This is a genomic window from Actinopolymorpha sp. B11F2 (assembly GCF_040195635.1).
In the GTDB taxonomy this organism is placed as follows: Bacteria; Actinomycetota; Actinomycetes; order Propionibacteriales; family Actinopolymorphaceae; genus Thermasporomyces.
The window spans coordinates 95,051-112,021 of the sequence record NZ_JBEFTX010000002.1; the positions used below are offsets into that span (position 1 = coordinate 95,051).

The 16,971-nt window shown below is 66.8% G+C and carries 14 protein-coding genes; 11 read left to right on the top strand and 3 right to left on the bottom strand.

Annotated elements, in window-relative coordinates; translation table 11 throughout:
- Window positions 1-464 precede the first annotated feature (464 nt).
- The 10 genes from ABN034_RS04345 (at window position 465) to ABN034_RS04390 (ending at window position 11,551) form a co-directional block, all read left to right on the top strand.
- A complete protein-coding gene (locus tag ABN034_RS04345) occupies window positions 465-1,553 on the top strand; it encodes an ABC transporter substrate-binding protein (RefSeq protein WP_349689670.1) in 1,089 nt (362 codons plus the stop codon).
- Window positions 1,554-1,594: 41 nt separating this feature from the next.
- Window positions 1,595-2,389 (top strand): ABC transporter ATP-binding protein, encoded by a 795-nt coding sequence (locus ABN034_RS04350; protein WP_349689671.1) that lies wholly within the window; start codon window positions 1,595-1,597, stop codon window positions 2,387-2,389.
- On the top strand, window positions 2,379-3,224 hold the full coding sequence (locus tag ABN034_RS04355) for an ABC transporter permease (protein WP_349689672.1): 846 nt from the start codon (window positions 2,379-2,381) through the stop codon (window positions 3,222-3,224). The genes ABN034_RS04350 and ABN034_RS04355 overlap by 11 nt, the downstream gene beginning before the upstream one ends.
- A 64-nt stretch (window positions 3,225-3,288) precedes the next feature.
- A complete protein-coding gene (locus ABN034_RS04360) occupies window positions 3,289-4,104 on the top strand; it encodes an ABC transporter permease (RefSeq protein WP_349689673.1) in 816 nt (271 codons plus the stop codon).
- 87 nt (window positions 4,105-4,191) lie between these two features.
- Window positions 4,192-5,718, top strand: coding sequence for an amidohydrolase (locus ABN034_RS04365; protein WP_349689674.1), 1,527 nt, complete (start codon window positions 4,192-4,194; stop codon window positions 5,716-5,718).
- The gene (locus tag ABN034_RS04370; protein WP_349689675.1) at window positions 5,708-6,469 is read left to right on the top strand and encodes a FadR/GntR family transcriptional regulator; all 762 of its coding nucleotides are present in this window, start codon (window positions 5,708-5,710) and stop codon (window positions 6,467-6,469) included. Before ABN034_RS04365 ends, ABN034_RS04370 begins: the two co-directional genes overlap by 11 nt.
- Before the next feature lie 144 nt (window positions 6,470-6,613).
- Window positions 6,614-7,987 carry an amidohydrolase family protein gene (locus ABN034_RS04375; RefSeq protein ID WP_349689676.1) on the top strand — a complete coding sequence of 458 codons (1,374 nt, stop codon included), beginning with the start codon at window positions 6,614-6,616 and terminating at the stop codon, window positions 7,985-7,987.
- A gap of 23 nt (window positions 7,988-8,010) precedes the next feature.
- Window positions 8,011-8,832, top strand: coding sequence for a creatininase family protein (locus ABN034_RS04380; protein WP_349689677.1), 822 nt, complete (start codon window positions 8,011-8,013; stop codon window positions 8,830-8,832).
- Window positions 8,829-10,424, top strand: coding sequence for an N-acyl-D-amino-acid deacylase family protein (locus ABN034_RS04385; RefSeq protein WP_349689678.1), 1,596 nt, complete (start codon window positions 8,829-8,831; stop codon window positions 10,422-10,424). The genes ABN034_RS04380 and ABN034_RS04385 overlap by 4 nt, the downstream gene beginning before the upstream one ends.
- Before the next feature lie 62 nt (window positions 10,425-10,486).
- Window positions 10,487-11,551 (top strand): DMT family transporter, encoded by a 1,065-nt coding sequence (locus ABN034_RS04390; RefSeq protein WP_349689679.1) that lies wholly within the window; start codon window positions 10,487-10,489, stop codon window positions 11,549-11,551.
- A gap of 21 nt (window positions 11,552-11,572) precedes the next feature.
- On the opposite strand, the gene ABN034_RS04395 is transcribed toward ABN034_RS04390, so the two are convergent.
- From ABN034_RS04395 to ABN034_RS04405, 3 genes are all read right to left on the bottom strand, one after another.
- Window positions 11,573-12,637 (bottom strand): MASE1 domain-containing protein, encoded by a 1,065-nt coding sequence (locus tag ABN034_RS04395; protein WP_349689680.1) that lies wholly within the window; start codon window positions 12,635-12,637, stop codon window positions 11,573-11,575.
- Between the two features lie 158 nt (window positions 12,638-12,795).
- Complete coding sequence (locus ABN034_RS04400) at window positions 12,796-13,296, bottom strand: pyridoxamine 5'-phosphate oxidase family protein (protein ID WP_349689681.1); 501 nt, start codon at window positions 13,294-13,296, stop codon at window positions 12,796-12,798.
- 15 nt (window positions 13,297-13,311) lie between these two features.
- The gene (locus tag ABN034_RS04405) at window positions 13,312-13,893 is read right to left on the bottom strand and encodes a dihydrofolate reductase family protein (RefSeq protein WP_349689682.1); all 582 of its coding nucleotides are present in this window, start codon (window positions 13,891-13,893) and stop codon (window positions 13,312-13,314) included.
- A 218-nt stretch (window positions 13,894-14,111) separates the two neighbouring features.
- On the opposite strand from ABN034_RS04405, the gene ABN034_RS04410 reads away from it, so the two are divergent.
- On the top strand, window positions 14,112-16,934 hold the full coding sequence (locus ABN034_RS04410) for an ATP-binding protein (protein ID WP_349689683.1): 2,823 nt from the start codon (window positions 14,112-14,114) through the stop codon (window positions 16,932-16,934).
- Window positions 16,935-16,971 lie beyond the last annotated feature (37 nt).

Here is a 16,971-nt window from a genome sequence, read left to right on the forward strand (position 1 = left end):
CGCAACTGGCTCAGGGGGCCGCGGGTTGTCGCACATCGATCTGCTCACAGATGGCAATAGAGGGAGCGTAGCAAGGCTCACTCGAATGGCAAGAAGCGTGCAGCGATGGCCATGGTGAGGAACGGGCCAAGGTCCCCTGTCGGTCAGAGCCCTCATGATTCCTATCTACGGCAAGGACGCGGAGGAAGTAGCCAAGCCTCAGATTGTTCGCAGGTTCTTCCAGACGTCGCTCATTCTTCTCCTCCGCCGTGGCGGAGCAGGTTGACTCGCCCCATGCGCGACGCATATCCGGGCAGGACACGCGATATCGCCACAATGTTCCAAAGTTTAAGCTACTTGACTTTTTCTCTGGCCATGACTTCAATTGCGCCATCTCGGCCGGCACATCGGCGGATCGCCGTGGCGGGTCAGGGCAGGTGCGTCGCAGGTGTGTCTGCCCATCGGCACGGCGTGGAGGGACCACGATGAGTGACAAGAACCAGCTCGACCAGATCACCATCGCGAACGGAGGCATCGACCGGCGGACGCTCATCCGCGGCGCCACCGGGGCGTTGCTGGCTGTGACAGCCTTCGGTCCCGCGGCCTGCGCGAGGAACTCCGGTGGCGGGGCCACGCAGGTGCGGAAACTCGACTTCCAGATCCGTTGGTTGAAGACCGTCGCCTTCGGCGGTTGGTGGGCCGGGATAGAGAACGGCTACTTCACCGAAGAGGGCATCGACCTCAACGTCATTGCTGGCGGCCCGAACCTCGACGTCCAGCAGGTGGTCGCCGGTGGTGGCGTGCCGATAGGTGAGGGGATCACCGACCGGATCATCCGGGGGAAGATCGAGCAGGACCTCCAGTTCAGGATCATCGGATGCCTCTACCAGAAGACGCCAGCCGTCTTCATGTCGCTGGGACAGAACAACTGGACCAAGCCCGCGGACCTCGTAGGCAAGCGCATCGGGACAACGCCTGAAGGCGTGCCGCTCATCGAGGCCCTGCTGGCGAATGCGGGGCTGCCACGCAAAGACTGGAAGTTCGTCCAGAGCGGATTCGACCCCTCGCCTCTCGTTCAGGGCGAGATCGACTTCTTCCAGGGCTTTCGAACCGACCAGGGCGTGGCCCTGGAGCTCCAGGACATGGAGATGAACTACATCACCTACGAGCAGTTCGGCTTCGACCCCTACGATGCACCGATCTTCGTGCTGGAAGAGACCCTGCAGAAGGAGCGGGATCTGCTCGTCCGGTTCATGCGGGCCACGATCAAGGGCTGGGAGTGGGTGGTCGCGAACCCGGCCAAGGCCGCGGAGCTCACCGTCGACAAGTACGGCACCGACGAGCTGCAACTCGAGCAGCAGAAGCTGGAGAGTGAGTTCCAGGTCGATGACGTGACGAGCTCCGACACCGACGAGAACGGGCTGTTCTACACGAGGGAGAAGAGGTGGCAGGACATGATCGACTTCCTTGCCGACGCCGGCTCCCTCCCGAAGAGCATTCCCGCCACGGACATCTTCACGCCTGAGATTCAGGCCGAGGCCATGGACGGGGCAACCTCACTGTTGGACGTCTGAGTGATCGGTCAGATCGAGAACGAGCGACGGGGGATGTCGCCATGGTGCACGTGATCCACGCGGATGCGGTGACGAAGACCTTCAACGTCGGCAAGCAGGCCCTGACCGCGGTCGATGACGTGACGTTCGCGGTCGAGCCGGGTGAGTTCGTCTCCATCATCGGCCCGTCTGGATGCGGCAAGTCGACGATGCTGAAACTCATCGCCGACATCTACCAACCCACGAGCGGACAGCTGTCGGTCAACGGACGGTCACCTCGCGAGGCGCGGCTGGGGCGTGAGCTCGGGATGGTGTTCCAGGACCCGGCGCTCTTCCCGTGGCGGAACGTGCTCGACAACGTGTCGCTGCCCCTCGAGATCGCCGGCAGGCTGAACGAAGAGTCACGCCGACAGAGTGTGGAACTGCTGCACCTCGTCGGCCTGGGCGATTTCCTCGAAGCCAGCCCTGACCAACTCTCCGGTGGCATGAGACAGCGAGTCGCCATCGCACGCGCGCTCGTCCTCGAGCCCAGACTCTTCCTGCTGGACGAACCTTTCGGCGCACTCGACGAGATCACCCGCAAGCGGATGAACCTCGAACTGCTGAGGATCTGGACGCAGGCACACACGTCGGCTCTGCTGATCACGCACAGCTTGTCAGAAGCTGTCTTCCTCTCCGACCGCGTCCTCGTGATGTCACCGCGCCCAGGCACCATCACCGACGATGTACGCATCGACCTGCCGCGACCACGGCAGATCGAGATGTATCGCGAGCAACGCTTCTTCGCGCTCGAGACGCGGATCAGCGACGCGTTGCACCTGACCGCCGGCAGCCCAGAGGTGACGTATGGCCGATGACCCGGCAGGTCCGATCTCGACAGCAGCCGCCGAACGAGCTGCCCGATCGGACGGTCCGAGGCTCGCCGGCGGACTCGGGAGTCCTGTCACCCGGGCCGCGGCGATCACAGTGGGCGCACTTCTCGGGTGGCAGTTCATCGGAGCCCCCGTGTTCGAGTTCCTGCCCGCACCATCGGAGATCGTGCAGGTGGTGGTCGATCGTGCCGCGTCACTCTGGTCGGCGACGGTGAGCACCGGATCGGTCGCCGTCCTCGGCTTCGTCATCGGTTGCACGCTGGCGATCATCCTGGCGCTCGTGTCGCTGGTGCATCCGTCAGTCGAACACGCCGTCCTTCGTCTGGGACTGGCACTGTACGCAGTGCCCCTCATCGTTGTCGCGCCGATCTTCGTGCTCTGGTTGGGGGTGGGTAGTACCCGTCCGCGAGTCGCGCTGAGTGCCCTTGCCGTGTTCTTCGGTGTGCTCGTCAACGCGATCCGCGGGCTCCGGGCGGTTGATCGCAACCGAGTCGAGTTTCTGCGAGTCGTGTCGGCGAGTCCGCTGCAGACCTTGCGATATCTTCGCGTCCCGTCAGCCCTTCCGTACCTCATCAACGGCTTCAAGGTCGCGGCACCGGCCGCTGTCTTCGGGGCGGTCGTCGGTGAGTGGGTAGGTGCCAACGAGGGACTCGGCGTCGTCCTGCTGTACTCGCTGTTCCAGTATCAGGTCGACATTCTCTGGACCGCCATGATCCTGACGACGGTGGTGGCGCTGGCCGGCTACGGAATCTTCGGACTGGCGGAGAAGGTCCTCATTCCCTGGCACGAGTCGGTCAAGACCTCCCGACTGGAGTCGTAGACGTGGCAGCGAAGCGCCGCTCCGCCACCCGGGCGACGACCCTCGCCTCCGGCAGGAGCGGGTGATGGCCCAGACCGTCGGCTCGCCTGAACGGTCCAGGACGAGCTGGTCGCCCACGAAGCTGGTCGCGAGGGGGATCAGTCTCTTCATCATCGCGTTGGTAGTGGGGTTCTGGGAGGCAGCGGTTCACCTCCTGGACGTGGGGGAGTTCATCCTTCCCGCGCCGTCAGTCATCGCCGCGGCGGTCATTCATGAGATGCCCACTCTCGGAAGCGCGTTACTGGCCACCTTGATGGAGGCGATCGGTGGGTTCGTCCTCGCGATTCTCGTGGCGGCCCTGTTGGCAATCGGCGTGCAGCGCTCGCGGACGTTCGAACTGAGTCTGCTGCCTTGGGTGATGGCGCTACAGGCGGTACCCATCGTGGCTGTCACGCCCATCATCGCGCTCATCGTGGGCAGGAACACCTTCACCGCCCTTCTGGTAGCGGGGATGATCTCGTTCTTCCCGATCATGGTGAACATGATTCGGGGTCTCCGTTCGGTGACGGACGAGGGCAGGGAGTTGATGCACGTTCTGGCCGCGTCCGAACGTCAGGTGCTGTGGAAGCTCCGATTGCCGGCATCCCTGCCGTTCGTCTTCGTCGGGCTGCGTGTCGGCGTCAGTGTCGTCGTCCCCGGTGCGATGATCGCCGAGTGGCTGACCGCCTCGCAGGGCCTCGGGCAGTACATCATCAACGAGAGCGTCCGATTTCGTTCCGACAACGTGTGGGCCGGCATCCTCGTGGCAACTCTTGCCAGTGTGCTGCTCTTCTCCGTCGTCACCTACATGGAGAGGCGAGTTGTCCGTTGGCGCCGGGTCGACGAGGGTGAGGACATGTGAGGTGGCGTCGGGCTGACGCGTCATCGAGGGATCAACCACGAGGGCGCGGCTTCTCGTTCTCGTACGTTTTCCGTGGAAGAGGTTGACATGACCGAGGCACAGTCCCATTCCCACCAGTCGGAGTCTCCGCCAGTGCAGTCCCGTCCGATCGCGCCGCTGGACCTTCTCCTCACGGATGCCACCGCTGTCCTCGGTGGAACGGGCGAGTTCTGGGACCTCGACGGCGACCAGTACCACGTCGTCGACGGACGCGCGATCGGCATCCGCGACGGCCGGATCGCCTGGATCGGTCCCACCAGCGAGGCGCGCCACCTGACGAGCCGACGGACGCTCGACGCGCGCGGCAAGATGGCCGTCCCGGGACTGGTCAACACGCACAACCACCTGTTCCAGAACCTCGTCAAGGGTCTGGGCGACGAGATGTATCTCCTGCCGTGGGTCGAGGCGATCATCCTCACCACGAGCGAGGAGATGAGACCCGAGGATGTCTACACGGCCGCGCTGCTCGGTTGCGTCGAAGCGCTCAAGAGTGGGTGCACGTCGTTGCTGGACTTCATGTTCGGACTGCCCGACCCGGAATATCACCGAGCGGTGCTGCGTGCCTTCCGCGACAGCGGACTGCGTGGGTTCCTCGGTCGTGCCATCCGCGATCTCAATCCCGACAGTGGCTATCGCGATCCGTGGTACCTCCCGCTGGACGAGGTCTTCGACCAGATGCGCGAGCTCGCGGCCGAGTTCCCCAGCGAGCTCCCTGTTCCGAGTGTGTTTCCGGCCCCGGGAACGGTCCGGACGGTCACCACGCAGGGCTTGGTGCGCATCGCCGAGTACGCGGATGCCGAGGGCGCCCAGATCACCATCCACATGGGGGAGTACGTCGAGGAGCGGGACCTGGCGATCGATCGCTGGGGGATGAACGCGTTCGCGAAGTGCGAGGAGATCGGATTCCTGAGTCCCCGCGTCGTGGCCGCACACTGCGTGCAGGTAGACGAGGCCGAGATGGAGATCATGGCCAGGACGGGGGTGCAGGTTTCGTACAACCCGGTGAGCAACTGCTACCTGGGCAACGGCATCGCACCGGTCGTCCGGATGCTCGAGCATGGCATCGACGTGAGCCTGGCGACCGACGGCGGCGCGTGCGGGAACACCCAGGACATGCTCGAGGCGCTACGCTTCGGCGCCGTGTTGGCGAAGACCCAACAGCGTGACCCGCGCGCCCTGAATGCCCGCGACATGCTGCGTCTGGCGACCATGGGAGGGGCGAAGGCACTCGGACTGTCTGAGCATCTGGGCGCACTCGAGGTCGGACGGCACGCCGATCTGTTTCTCCTCGACCAATGGCACGTGAAGACAGTGCCTGTGCACGACCCCATCTCGAGCATCGTGTACGGCGCGACGCAGGCCAACGTGGACACGGTGCTTGTCAATGGCGAGATCGTGATCCAGGATGGCGTGTCCACCAGGGTGGATGAGGGATCGCTCATGCGCGAAGCGCAGGCCCGAGCCGACGAGGTGTCGCGCAGGGCAGGGACACGACGCCTCACGCAGGGGAGGCGGTTCACTCCCTTTGGTGCGGACCAGCGAGGCGATAGCCAGGGGAGACGTGATGCGTTCTGAAGAGCCACGTGCACGGTTCCATCCGGTCGTGAACTCCCGGGCGCATGAGGAGGTCGTCGACCAGATCACTCATGCGATCCGCGCTGGCTACTTCGCACCCGGCGACAGCCTTCCCTACCTGGACGAACTCGCCCTGAGCATGGGCGTCAGCAAACCGACCGTGGGTGAGGCGCTGAAGGTTCTGTCGCAGGCGAAGGTGATCGAGACCCGACGTGGGGCGACTGGGGGCGTGATTGTCATCAGCGACATCATTCCGGTCGACGTCCTGGGGTTGACGGCGAATCGGTGGGACCTCACGCCGGCCGAACTCGTCGAGGCTCGCCGTCCGATCGAACTCGAGTTGGCTCGACTGGCCGGCCTCCGTGCGACTCAGCATGACTTCGATTTGCTCGAGGATTCGCTCGCACGCATGGAAGGAATGAGAACGAAGAAACGAGTCGGGAAGCACGGCTGGACGCATTACGACCACCGCTTTCACTACTTCATCGGTCGAAGTGCGCGGAGCGAAGCTCTTGCCGGATACCAGCACCAGATTCTCGAACAGCTCGTCATCCAGTTCGGCGACTACGTCACACGGATCGAGAGCCGCGAAGCCGTGCTGGATCTGCACAGGGAGTTGCTGGACGCCCTGATCACCAGGGACATCGACATCATCGAGAAGGCGGTCAACGACCACCTCGAGCCGCTCGAACGCTTCGTGGTCGGCATGCGACAGCCGCGGTCCGGGCGGACAAAACGCTCTGCGGGCTGATCACGGTCCTTCGCATTCGGGGCCCATACCGTTGGCCTGACTGCTCAGAGATTGTCCGGATTGCTCCATAGGTCGGGCCCACCAAAAACGGCTCGTACCCACCATGCATTGCATGGGAGTCTTATCGGCAGATAAAATAATATCGTGATCTTTGACAATTGTGTGGTCGTCACGATGGATCCGCGACGGCGGATTCTGCGGGACGGCGCGATCGCAGTGGTCGGGTCCTCGATCGTGGCGGTTGGTGACCGCGTGACGGTGCGAGCGCAGTACCCCGACGAGCCGGTCAAGGATCTGAGGGGTTGGCTGGTGATGCCTGGGCTCGTCGACGGGCACGTTCACCTGCCCCAGGCACTTCTTCGCGGATCGGCCGACGAGCTCCCACTCCACCAGTGGATGGCCTCGCGGATCTTCGTCCTCGAAGGCAACTTCACACCTGCGGACGCAAAGGTGTCCGCCCGGCTGGCCATCGTGGAGATGCTCAAGGCAGGGACGACCACCTTCCTGGAGACGCTGGTGCTCGGCCGGCACGCGCTGGGCGAACTTGCCGACGTCGTCGCCGAGACCGGAATGCGGGCGGTTCTGCCACGCGCCGTTGGAGACGGCGGGGGTTACCTCGATGAGGCGCCGCTGCACGAAGGGCTACGGGAGCCGCCGGACATCGCGATGGAGGAGGCCGTCGCCGTAGCCGATCAGTGGAAGGATTCCGAACAGATCAAGATCTGGTTGGGTCCGCGCTCGACCGGCGGATGCCCCGAGCCCCTGCTCCGCGAGGTCGTCGAGACCGCTCGGTCACGCGGCATGGGCATCTGCCAGCACTACGCGATGACCGACCGGGAGCTGGCTTATCTGAGGAACAACTTCGACGCCACGCCGGGGGAGTATCTGCACCGAGTTGGCCTCGTGGGCGCGGACGTCGTTCTGGCACACTGCAGCGGCCTGCCCCCGGAGGAGATCCCCGCTCTGGTGGGCACTGGTACCAGCGTGGTCCACTGCCCCACCGGGCCCGCGAAGATGGGCAGCGGGATCACGCCAGTTCGTGAGCTCGTCGACGCGGGCGTCAACGTCGCGCTGGGGACGGATGCGAACGCCGCTAACAACGGTGCCGATCTCATTCGGGACTTCAAGTGGGTCTCCTATCTCCAGAAGCTCCGTCACCACGACCCCACCGTGGTTCCGGGCGAGGCCGTGCTCGAGATGGCCACCCTCGGTGGCGCACGCGCCCTGTCCATGGGCCATCTGATCGGTTCCATCGAGGTGGGAAAGCGAGCGGACTTCATCGTGCTACGCACGGACGCCCCCCACTGGACGCCCGCGGACTACCCCGTCTCCAACCTCGTCTACTCAGCGACTGGTGCCGACGTGGACACGGTAGTCATCAACGGAGACATCGTGATGGAAGGCCGTCACCTGCTTCACATCGATGAGGAAGAAGTGCTCCGCGACGCGGCCGAGCACTCCCGGAACCTGTACGAGCGGACCGGGCTCGAGGTCCGCACACTTTGGCCGATGGAGTGAGGCCCAGTGTGGGGAAGAACACCATGAACCTTCATGGGCCGATCCCGAAGGAAAGATACCTGCCGTACCTGACGACGACCGATATCGAGGGGTTGCCCAAAGCCGACGCCGCGGTGATTCTGCCGGTGGCCTCCATCGAGCAGCATGGACCGCACCTGCCGATCGTCAGCGACACGCTGATCGGCCAGGTCCTGCTCGGCCGAGCGCTCGAGCGCGCACCGCAGAACGCACGCCTGTGGGTGCTGCCGCCCCTGGTCTACGGCAAGAGCAACGAGCACAGGGCGTTTCCCGGAACATTCACGCTCTCGGCGTCCACGCTCTCCGCCGTCATCCACGACATCGCGGACGGGGTGGCGAGGAGCGGCTTTCGACGGCTCGTGCTCCTCAACAGTCACGGTGGAAATCCCGGTGTTCTCAGTCACGTTGCCCGCGATGTGCGGGAGAAGACCGGACTGATGGTGTTTCCCCTGACGGTCTTTCTCATGGGTCTTCCCGACGAAGAACACGATGACGACGAAGCCCGATGGGGAACCCATGCGGGTGAGTGGGAGACATCCCTCTTGCTCCATCTCGCGCCGGAACTGGTCCGGGCAGAGCGGACGGAGTCGCTGGGACAACTCCCCAAGATGGCCGACGGAATCGAGCACCTGACCCTGCGAGGACCGGTCACCTTCGCCTGGCTTTCGCAGGACGTCTCGACCACCGGTGTCATGGGCGACCCACGCAAGTCCACAGCGGAGCGTGGCCGCGGAACGGCCGACCTGATCGTCGAGAAGCTCACCGCGGTCCTGTGCGAGATGGCGCGGTTCCAGATGCCCATCCCGGCGGGGAGTGATCAGTCGTGACCGCTGGCCCGCTTGACGTCCTGCTCGAGGGCGGCGTCGTGGTCGACGGCACCGGACAGCCCCGGTTCAGCGCCGATGTCGGAATCCAGGGTGACGTGATCGCCTATGTCGGAACAGACGAAGGCGTTGCCGCCAGGACCACTGTCGACGTGTCGGGTCAGGTCGTCGCTCCCGGCATCATCGACATCCACACGCATTCCGACTTCACCATGCTCGAGGAGCGCCACGGCAGGTCGGCTCTGCGGCAGGGCGTGACGACCGAGGTCGTCGGCAACTGCGGCCAGTCCTACGCTCCCATCAGTGACCTCAACGCCGATGGCCTGACCCAGCGCTCCCTTGCCTGGCAGCCAGGCGTACGGGTGGACTGGCAGAACGTCGACCAGTATCTGCAACGTGTGCGTGAAGGTACCGGCACCAACTGCTACTACCTCGTCGGGCATGCCGCCATCCGCAGTGCGGTGATGGGGTTCGACGATCGTCCCGCGCGCTCGGAGGAAGTCAGGGCGATGGTCGGGTTCGCCGAGCAGGCTCTCGACCATGGAGCACGCGGTCTTTCGTTCGGGCTGGAATACCCGCCCACCCGCCGTGCTGACGTGAGTGAGCTGTCCGCACTCGCGACGGTCGTTGGACGCCACGATGCCTTCCTCGGTTGCCACATGCGCAACCGGGACGAGCACTACGAGCAGTCCACGGCGGAGATTCTTCGCGCCTGTCGCGATGCCCAGGCGACACTGCAACTCTCGCATCTCATGGCGAAGCCTGGCCACGCTCCAGGTGCGACCGAGCGGGTCCTCGATCAGCTACAGGAGGCACGTCGAGCCGGTCTCGACGTCGAGGCGGACATGATTCCCTTCGACACCGGACCGGGCTTGGCCACGGCGTTTCTGCCTGGCTGGGCTCTCGAGGGCGGGGCTACGGGCACGCTGCGACGGCTGAGGGATCCGAAGCTGCGAGCCCGGATCCACGACGACAACGACCGGTACTGGAGGTTCGCGGCGACCGGCGCCTGGGACCGGGTGACCCTGGCCTACTCCAGCGCCCATCCGGAGTGGGTCGGCCAGAGTCTCGACGTCCTTGGCCAAAGGCTGGGCACCGACGCGTACGACGCCCTGCTGCAGTTGTTCGAGGACGAAGGCGAGGGCATGGGCCGTGTCACCGTCAACGGACGCCTGTTCAGCGAGCAGCACGTGCGCGACTGCATGACCCATCCGCTCTTCACGATCGGATCGGATGGCTGGCGGGGCACCAGGGACGGCGGGCCGGGCGAAGTCGCCCATCACCCCAACTGTTGGGGCTGGGTTCCCCTCGTGCTCGGTCACTACGTCCGCGAGGAAGGTGTTCTCTCCCTCGAGCAGGCGATCGCCAAGATGACGGGACGGTCAGCCGAACGTCTGGGCCTCGAACGCCGAGGACTCGTCCGAACGTCCTATGCCGCCGATCTGGTGGTCTTCGACGCGGACGCGGTCTCGACCGACTCGAGTTACCGAACTCCCGCCCGCAATCCACGGGGAATCTCGGCCGTCTACGTCAACGGTCAGCACGCGGTCGCGCATGGCGAGGTCACCGGGGCCATGGCCGGCCGGGTGTTGTAGGTGGGTCGTCCGCGCCTGCCAGTGAGCCGGTGTGGATCGTGCAGGGATGGGGAGGCCGGCCCATGAGTCCCACTCATCCATCCGTCAGCGATCGCGAGGGGAGCGAACGCCCGCTGGCGGCGGATCATCAGGCCACCCCCAGCTCTCAGCACGTGCGGGTCGGCGCGTGTGCGGCGGCATCTGCCGCGGTGTTGTTCGGCAGTGCCTTCGTGGCGACGGCGTTCCAGTTGCGCTCCTTCACGCCCACGTCGGCGGCGATGTGGCGCGGCGGCGTCGGCGCCCTTCTCCTCGCTGCCCTCCTCCTGGTCCAGCGGACCAGGAGGCGTCGGGCGACGCGACCTGAGCACAGGGAGCCAGTGGCGCGTTGGGGCCGCCGCTGTCGCGTACTCGTGCTCGGTGTGCTCAGCGGGCCGGTCTTCATCGTCGGGATGAACATTGCCGTCGCAGGCGTCGGTTCGACCATCACGGGCTTCGTCGTCGCGCTCTACTCCATCCTCTCAGCGGCCATCGCCCCGCTGCTTCTGCGCGAACCGCTCCGCGCCCGCGCCGTCGCCGGTCTCGTCAGCGCGCTGGTAGGCACGGGCCTGCTCGCTCAGCTCTCCCTGGCAGACACGAGTGTCTCGGGGATGACGGCGGGGCTGGGCGCGGCTGTCAGCTACGCCTGTTACCTGGTCCTTGGTCGTCGGTGGCTCAGTCCATTCGGTATCAGGCCAGAACAGACCGCCCTTTCGGCGGCCGTGCTGACGGTTGTCGTGGTGCTCGCCTGGCTGGCGACGTTCGAGCGCAGCATGATCATGCCCACGCACTGGCGCGTCGACGCGGTGGTAGCGCTGGTGTGGCTCGGTTTCGTGATGGTGGCCGGACAGACCCTCGTGATGGCCAGCGTGCGTCGTGTGCGCGCGGAAACCTCGGCCTCGCTGCTTCTCCTCAACCCTGTCACGGCGGCCCTGCTGGGCGTGACCGTCCTCGGCGAGAAGCTCGCCACCGGTCAGGTGCTTGGAGGCCTCCTCGTGCTGGTCGGTATGGCCTTGGCCTCGGGCCTCTTCGCCGTCCTACGCCCCAAGCGTCGCCCGACCCACCCGCTGGCGGGCAACAATGATCCACCGCGGCGCGTCCGGAGTCTCTGATCGTTGGGAAGGTCGGAACTGTCAGCTGGCTTCACGCCACTTACGGCCAGAGTCTCGCAGCCTGCGCGGACTCCCCTCCTCACCTACTGTCCGGGAAGGGACTTTGCCCGCATCTCCGTGTTTTTCCAGGTCCGGGAGCATGCTTCGTTGTAGCCGGCCTACAGCGTCGGCCAACTGGAAGCAGGTGAGCTGTACGTCGACCCGCGCGCGGTGCCACTGCGTTATCACCACGGCAAGGAGGAGGCCGGTGAGCACGAGGGCACCGTTGAAAACTTGAAGGATGAAGACGCTCTCCAGCAGGCCGCGGCCCTCGAAAGGTCGATACCCGCGACCCGCGGATTCAATGGTGACTGCGGCCACTAATGAAGCACAGGGTGCCACTCCACTCAACTGGAACCGCAGCGCTGCAAACACAATGAGCGGGAAACCGAGAAATACCAGGCCGAAGGTGAAATTTGCGACTATTGTAAGAGTCAGGGTGGCAAGTAGAAGGGCGACGAACTCAATCCGTCTCGACCATCCGACGTGCCTGACGAGGCGAAATTCGCGCAGAAGGAGTAGGAGCGGCGTCACCACCAGGACGCCCAGCACATCGCTCGACCACCACGCGAACCACAGGTGCAGGAAGTCTCTCGCCGGCCAGGAGTCCGCCGCTACGAGAGCCGCAGTGCCGATGGAGGCGCTCAGTGACATCGCCGCGAACGCGCCCAGGAGCACAAACGAAACCGCGTCCTTGATCCGATCCAACTCTATCCGGAAGCCCACCCGGCGTAGGAGTAAGTAGGCGCATACCGGGGCGATCGTATTGCCAGAAGCGACCAATACCGCCTCGAGTGCGGGCACCGCCGTCATATTTGACAGGAAGGATCCGACGAATATGCCCGGCCACACCTTGACGCCGAACAGCAGAAGGCAAGCCAAGGCAACTCCCGCCGATACCCAGAGCGAGGTAACCGGCAAACCGAGCGGTGTCGTGAGAACACCCAGGTACGTACCGGCGTAATATGCCGCAGCCACACCGAAGACCTGCATTCCGAGTAATGCAGGCGACTTGTTTCCACTGGTCGCGCGGCCAACGCCAAGCACAGGATCACGCTACAACCACTGCGGACCAGAGTGCAGGTGCGAAATGTGACGCCCGCACCATCTTGGCCGGCGATCCTTCGCCTGGACCGTCCCCGCAGAGTTGCCGCCGGGGAAGAGTGCCGAGCGCGACCCCTCGTACCCATCGTGCAATGGCGCCGTTACGGGCTGGGCGGCGCCACGTGGGTCCGGTGGTCCTTGGCGAGGCCGTGGAGCGGGCAAGGCTGCCTTGGCTGTCGGGGACACAGGACCCACAGGTCCGCCGCCGTTGCCTGGTAGAGGCGGTACGGGGCTGGCGCGGCCACCTCGTCCCGGTTGAATCGAGTCACGCCTTCTCCATCGGGACGGGGGTAGATGTCGAGCGCGCGGTCCAGGTCGCTCCCCGACAGTTCGCGCGCCTCGCCGGCGGCGTACACGGCGCGTCCGTGGTACGGCGCAACGGTCGAGTCGAAGATGACGATGCTCACGTGCGGACGCTCGGCGAGGTTGCGTGAGTGCTGGGCGTCGGTGGCCGAGAGCCAGTAGAACTCCCGGCCCCCGGCCGAGGCGAAGTAGACCGGGGAGGTCCACGGGCGGCCGGCCGCATCGACCGTCCCCAGCGTCAGGTAGAGGTTCGTGTCGATGATGGCCTGAGCGTGGGCCGCGATGTCGTGGTCTGTCATGGGCAACATCCTTCGCTACGTGACGATCCGGTACCTGAGGTGGGTCGCGGACGGCGTGCAGAGCACGTCGACCACCTCCATCTGTACGTGTTTCTCGTATGGGTCCTCGAACATCCGCGTGCCGCTGCCGAACAGGACTGGCACGAGGTGGATCGAGATCTCGTCGACCAGGCCGGCCGCGATGTACTGCCGCCCGAGGTCGGCGCCGCCCATGACGCACACGTCCTTGTCACCGGCGGCGGTATGGGCCCGCTCGAGCGCGCCCTCTATGCCGTCGGTCACGAACTGGTACACCCCGCCCGGCGGGTTGTGGGCCGGGGCCTTGTGCGTGACGACGAACACCGGCCGCCGGGTTAGCCCGCTCGGACCGTCCGCGCCCCACCACGGCAGCGAGTGGTCGTAGGTCCGGCGGCCGCAGATCACGGCACCCAGGGCCACGCCGGACCGCTCCAGGAGGTGCCGGTTCGTCTCGTCCGTGTCGAACGCCCAGGCGACCAGCCGCAGGCCCTCGTCGCCCATCGGCTCCTCCGGTGTCTGGTTCGACGCGGTCACGAAGCCGTCCAGAGACATGCTGATGTCGAAGACGGTCTTGCTCATGTCTGTACCCCTGTTATCTCGTCGGTCCGGCGATCTGCCGGCCTGTCGAGCATGGCCCCGGCGGCCGCGGTGGGCCATCCGTGGCCAGCACGGATCCACCACGGATCCACCACGGATCCACCACGGATCCACCACGGATCCACCACGGATCCACCGCCAAACGCGGGCACGGAACGAGCTCGGAACACCGGGTGGGGGACCATGTTGTGGTGGAGCCGATGGAGATCTCGCCCCGGGAGGCGGAGGTGTTGGCTGCCGTCGGCGAACACCAGTCCAACGCACAGATCGCCGGCCGGCTGCACATCTCCGTACGCACCGTCGAGAGCCATGTCTCGTCACTGCTGCGCAAGCTCGGTGTCGCCGACCGCCGGGAGCTGGCCGTTCTGGCCGCACGAGGGGCGGAGCCACCGGCCACCGGCGGCCGGTTGACCGGCATCCCGGACAGCCGCACCTCGTTCGTCGGCCGGTCGCGGGACCTCGACGTCGCGCTGGAGCGGCTGGCCCAGGCGCGACTCGTGACGCTGCTGGGTCCCGGCGGCGTGGGGAAGACCCGGCTGGCCGCGGTCGTGGCCGAGTCCGCCGCGCCTTCGTACCCAGGCGGCGGAGCGTTCGTCGACCTGGTGCCGGTCCGCGCCGGTTTCCTCGTACCAACCGTGGCGGGTGGGTTGGGCGTCACCGAACGGCCGGCACGGTCGTTGGAGGACTCCGTCGTCGAACGGCTTGGCGTGGGGCGGTCATTGCTCGTCCTCGACAACTGCGAGCACCTCGTGGAGGAGGTCGGCCCGTTCGTGGAGCGGGTGCTGTCGGAGTGTCCGGGCACCACGGTCCTGGCCACGAGCCGGCAGCGGCTGGGGCTGAGCGGGGAACACGTCGCGCCGGTACGGCCGCTGCCGCTGGACTCCGACGCCGAGCGCCTGTTCCTGGACCGGGCTCTGGCCGTGTCGCCCGACTTCACGGCCGATCCGTCGGCGGTCACGCGGATCTGCGCCCGGCTCGACGGCATGCCACTGGCGATCGAGCTCGCCGCGGCCCGATCGGCGTCCCTGGGCATCGAGGGCCTGCTCGCGGCGCTGGACGATCAGCTGCGCCTGCTCACCGGCGGTCGGCAGGCCGACGAGCGGCACCGCTCGCTTCGCGCGGTCATCGCGTGGAGCCACGACCTGCTCGACCAGGACGAGAGGGCCCTGTTTCGCCGGTTGTCCGTGTTCGTCGGAGGATTCGACCTGGCCGCCGCGGAGGCGACCACACCGGGCGCGACCCGCGGCGAACTGGCCGACCTCATCGGACGGCTGGCAGACCAGAGCCTGCTCGTCCACGACGGCACCGGTCCGAGCCGGTGGCGCCTGCTGGACATGGTGCGTGCGTTCGGTCTGGAACAACTCGCCGACGCGGGCGAGGCGGACGCGGCCCGGCGGCGGCATCTGGAGTGGGCGGCAGGCACCGCAGCTGCACTGGAGCCCCGGATCTCCGCCGCGTGGGAGGCGGACTTCGATGCCGTCGCGGACGACCTCCGCGCCGCGCTGGCCGGGACGGAGCCGGTCCCGGACGTCACCGCCCACAACCTCGGCCGGTCCCTGGCCCATCTGACGTTCGCGCGCCGGTTCTTCGTGGAGGCCCGCGGCCACTACCGCGCCGCCGCCGACCGGGCCGCCGACGCGGTGGCGGCGGGTCGTGACCTGCGCGCCGCGGCCGATGCCGCCGTCATCGTCTCCGCCGGTCCGGCGGCGTTCGACCTCCTCCTGGACGCCGCCGAGCGGGCGCGCGTCGAAGGTGAGGACAACGCCCGAGCGGCCGCCCTGGCCCAGGCAGTCGTCGTCAACCTTCGCAACCCGACCGGCTTCTGGGGCGCGGTGACCTCCGAGCAGCGGTCGGAGCTGCTGCGGGAGGCGACCGCGGCCGGCGCCGATCCGACCGCGGGCGCACTGCTCGCCGCTGCCCGGGCCTGGCACGAGCCGACCGCGCCCACCGAGCCGACCGAGCCGACTGGGCCGACTGGGCCGACCGAGCCGACCGAGCCGACCGAGCCCACTGCGCCGACGGACCCGACGAACCCACTCACGCTGTCGCGCGCTGCCGTGAACGCGGCCCGGCAGACCGGCGAACCGGCCCTGATCGCTGCCGCCCTCGACCTGCTCGGTGTCGCCGCCATCCGCGCGGGCCGGTTCCGCGAGTCGCAACGCATCCTCGCCGAGCGGATGTGGATCCTCGGCAGATTGGTCGCCCACGAGCCCACCGATGCGGCCGAGATCACCGATGGCTACCACATGGCTGCGTCCGTCACGCTGGCGGCGGGCGACCTGCCGGCAGCCTGCGAGGCCGTGGAACGAGCGCGCCGGCACGACCCGGTCGGCGACCATCCGTACCTGTCGGCGCCACGGCTCATCCGGGTGCGCGCGCTGTCCGGCCGGTTCGACGAGGCCGCCGACGCCGCGCGGGCACTGTGGGACAACTGGGTGCGCGACGGCTCGCCCGCCATGACGTGGATGTCGTCCGCCTTCGCGACGTCCGCACTCGTGCACGGCCTACGCGGCGACGGGCGGTATGAGCTGTGGCGGTCCCGCGCGCTCACGGTCGCCGGCTGCGACGACCCGGCCGAAAGTCCCGACCTGATGGCCGTCATGGCGTTCGTGGACGCCCGGATCGCGATCCATGCAGGCGACGTCGGGGGCGCCGGAGTGCTGGTCGAGCGGGCCTACGCGGCCTTCCCGGAGCGCTGGTGGGAGGGGTACGCCCGCGCCGCCGGAGCCGAGTTGGCCGTCGTCGCCGGCCTCCCGGACGCCGCCGAGCGACTCGCCCAGCTCGAGCATCTGGCGACCGAACACCGGTGGACCGCGGCGTGCTTGGACCGCGCCCGGGGACGACTCGAGCGCGACCCCGACGCCATCGCCGAGGCCCTCGCGGCGTGGGAACGGCTCGACGCGCGGTTCGAGCGGGCGTGCACGCTGCTCCTGCTGCCCGACCGCGAGCCCGAAGGGCATGCCGAGCTGCGCGCTCTCGGCTGCCCTCCGCCCACCCGCCGCCCACCTGCGACGACTGCGTGACCGCGAGGGGTGATCTACGGCCCGGAGGGCAAGACGG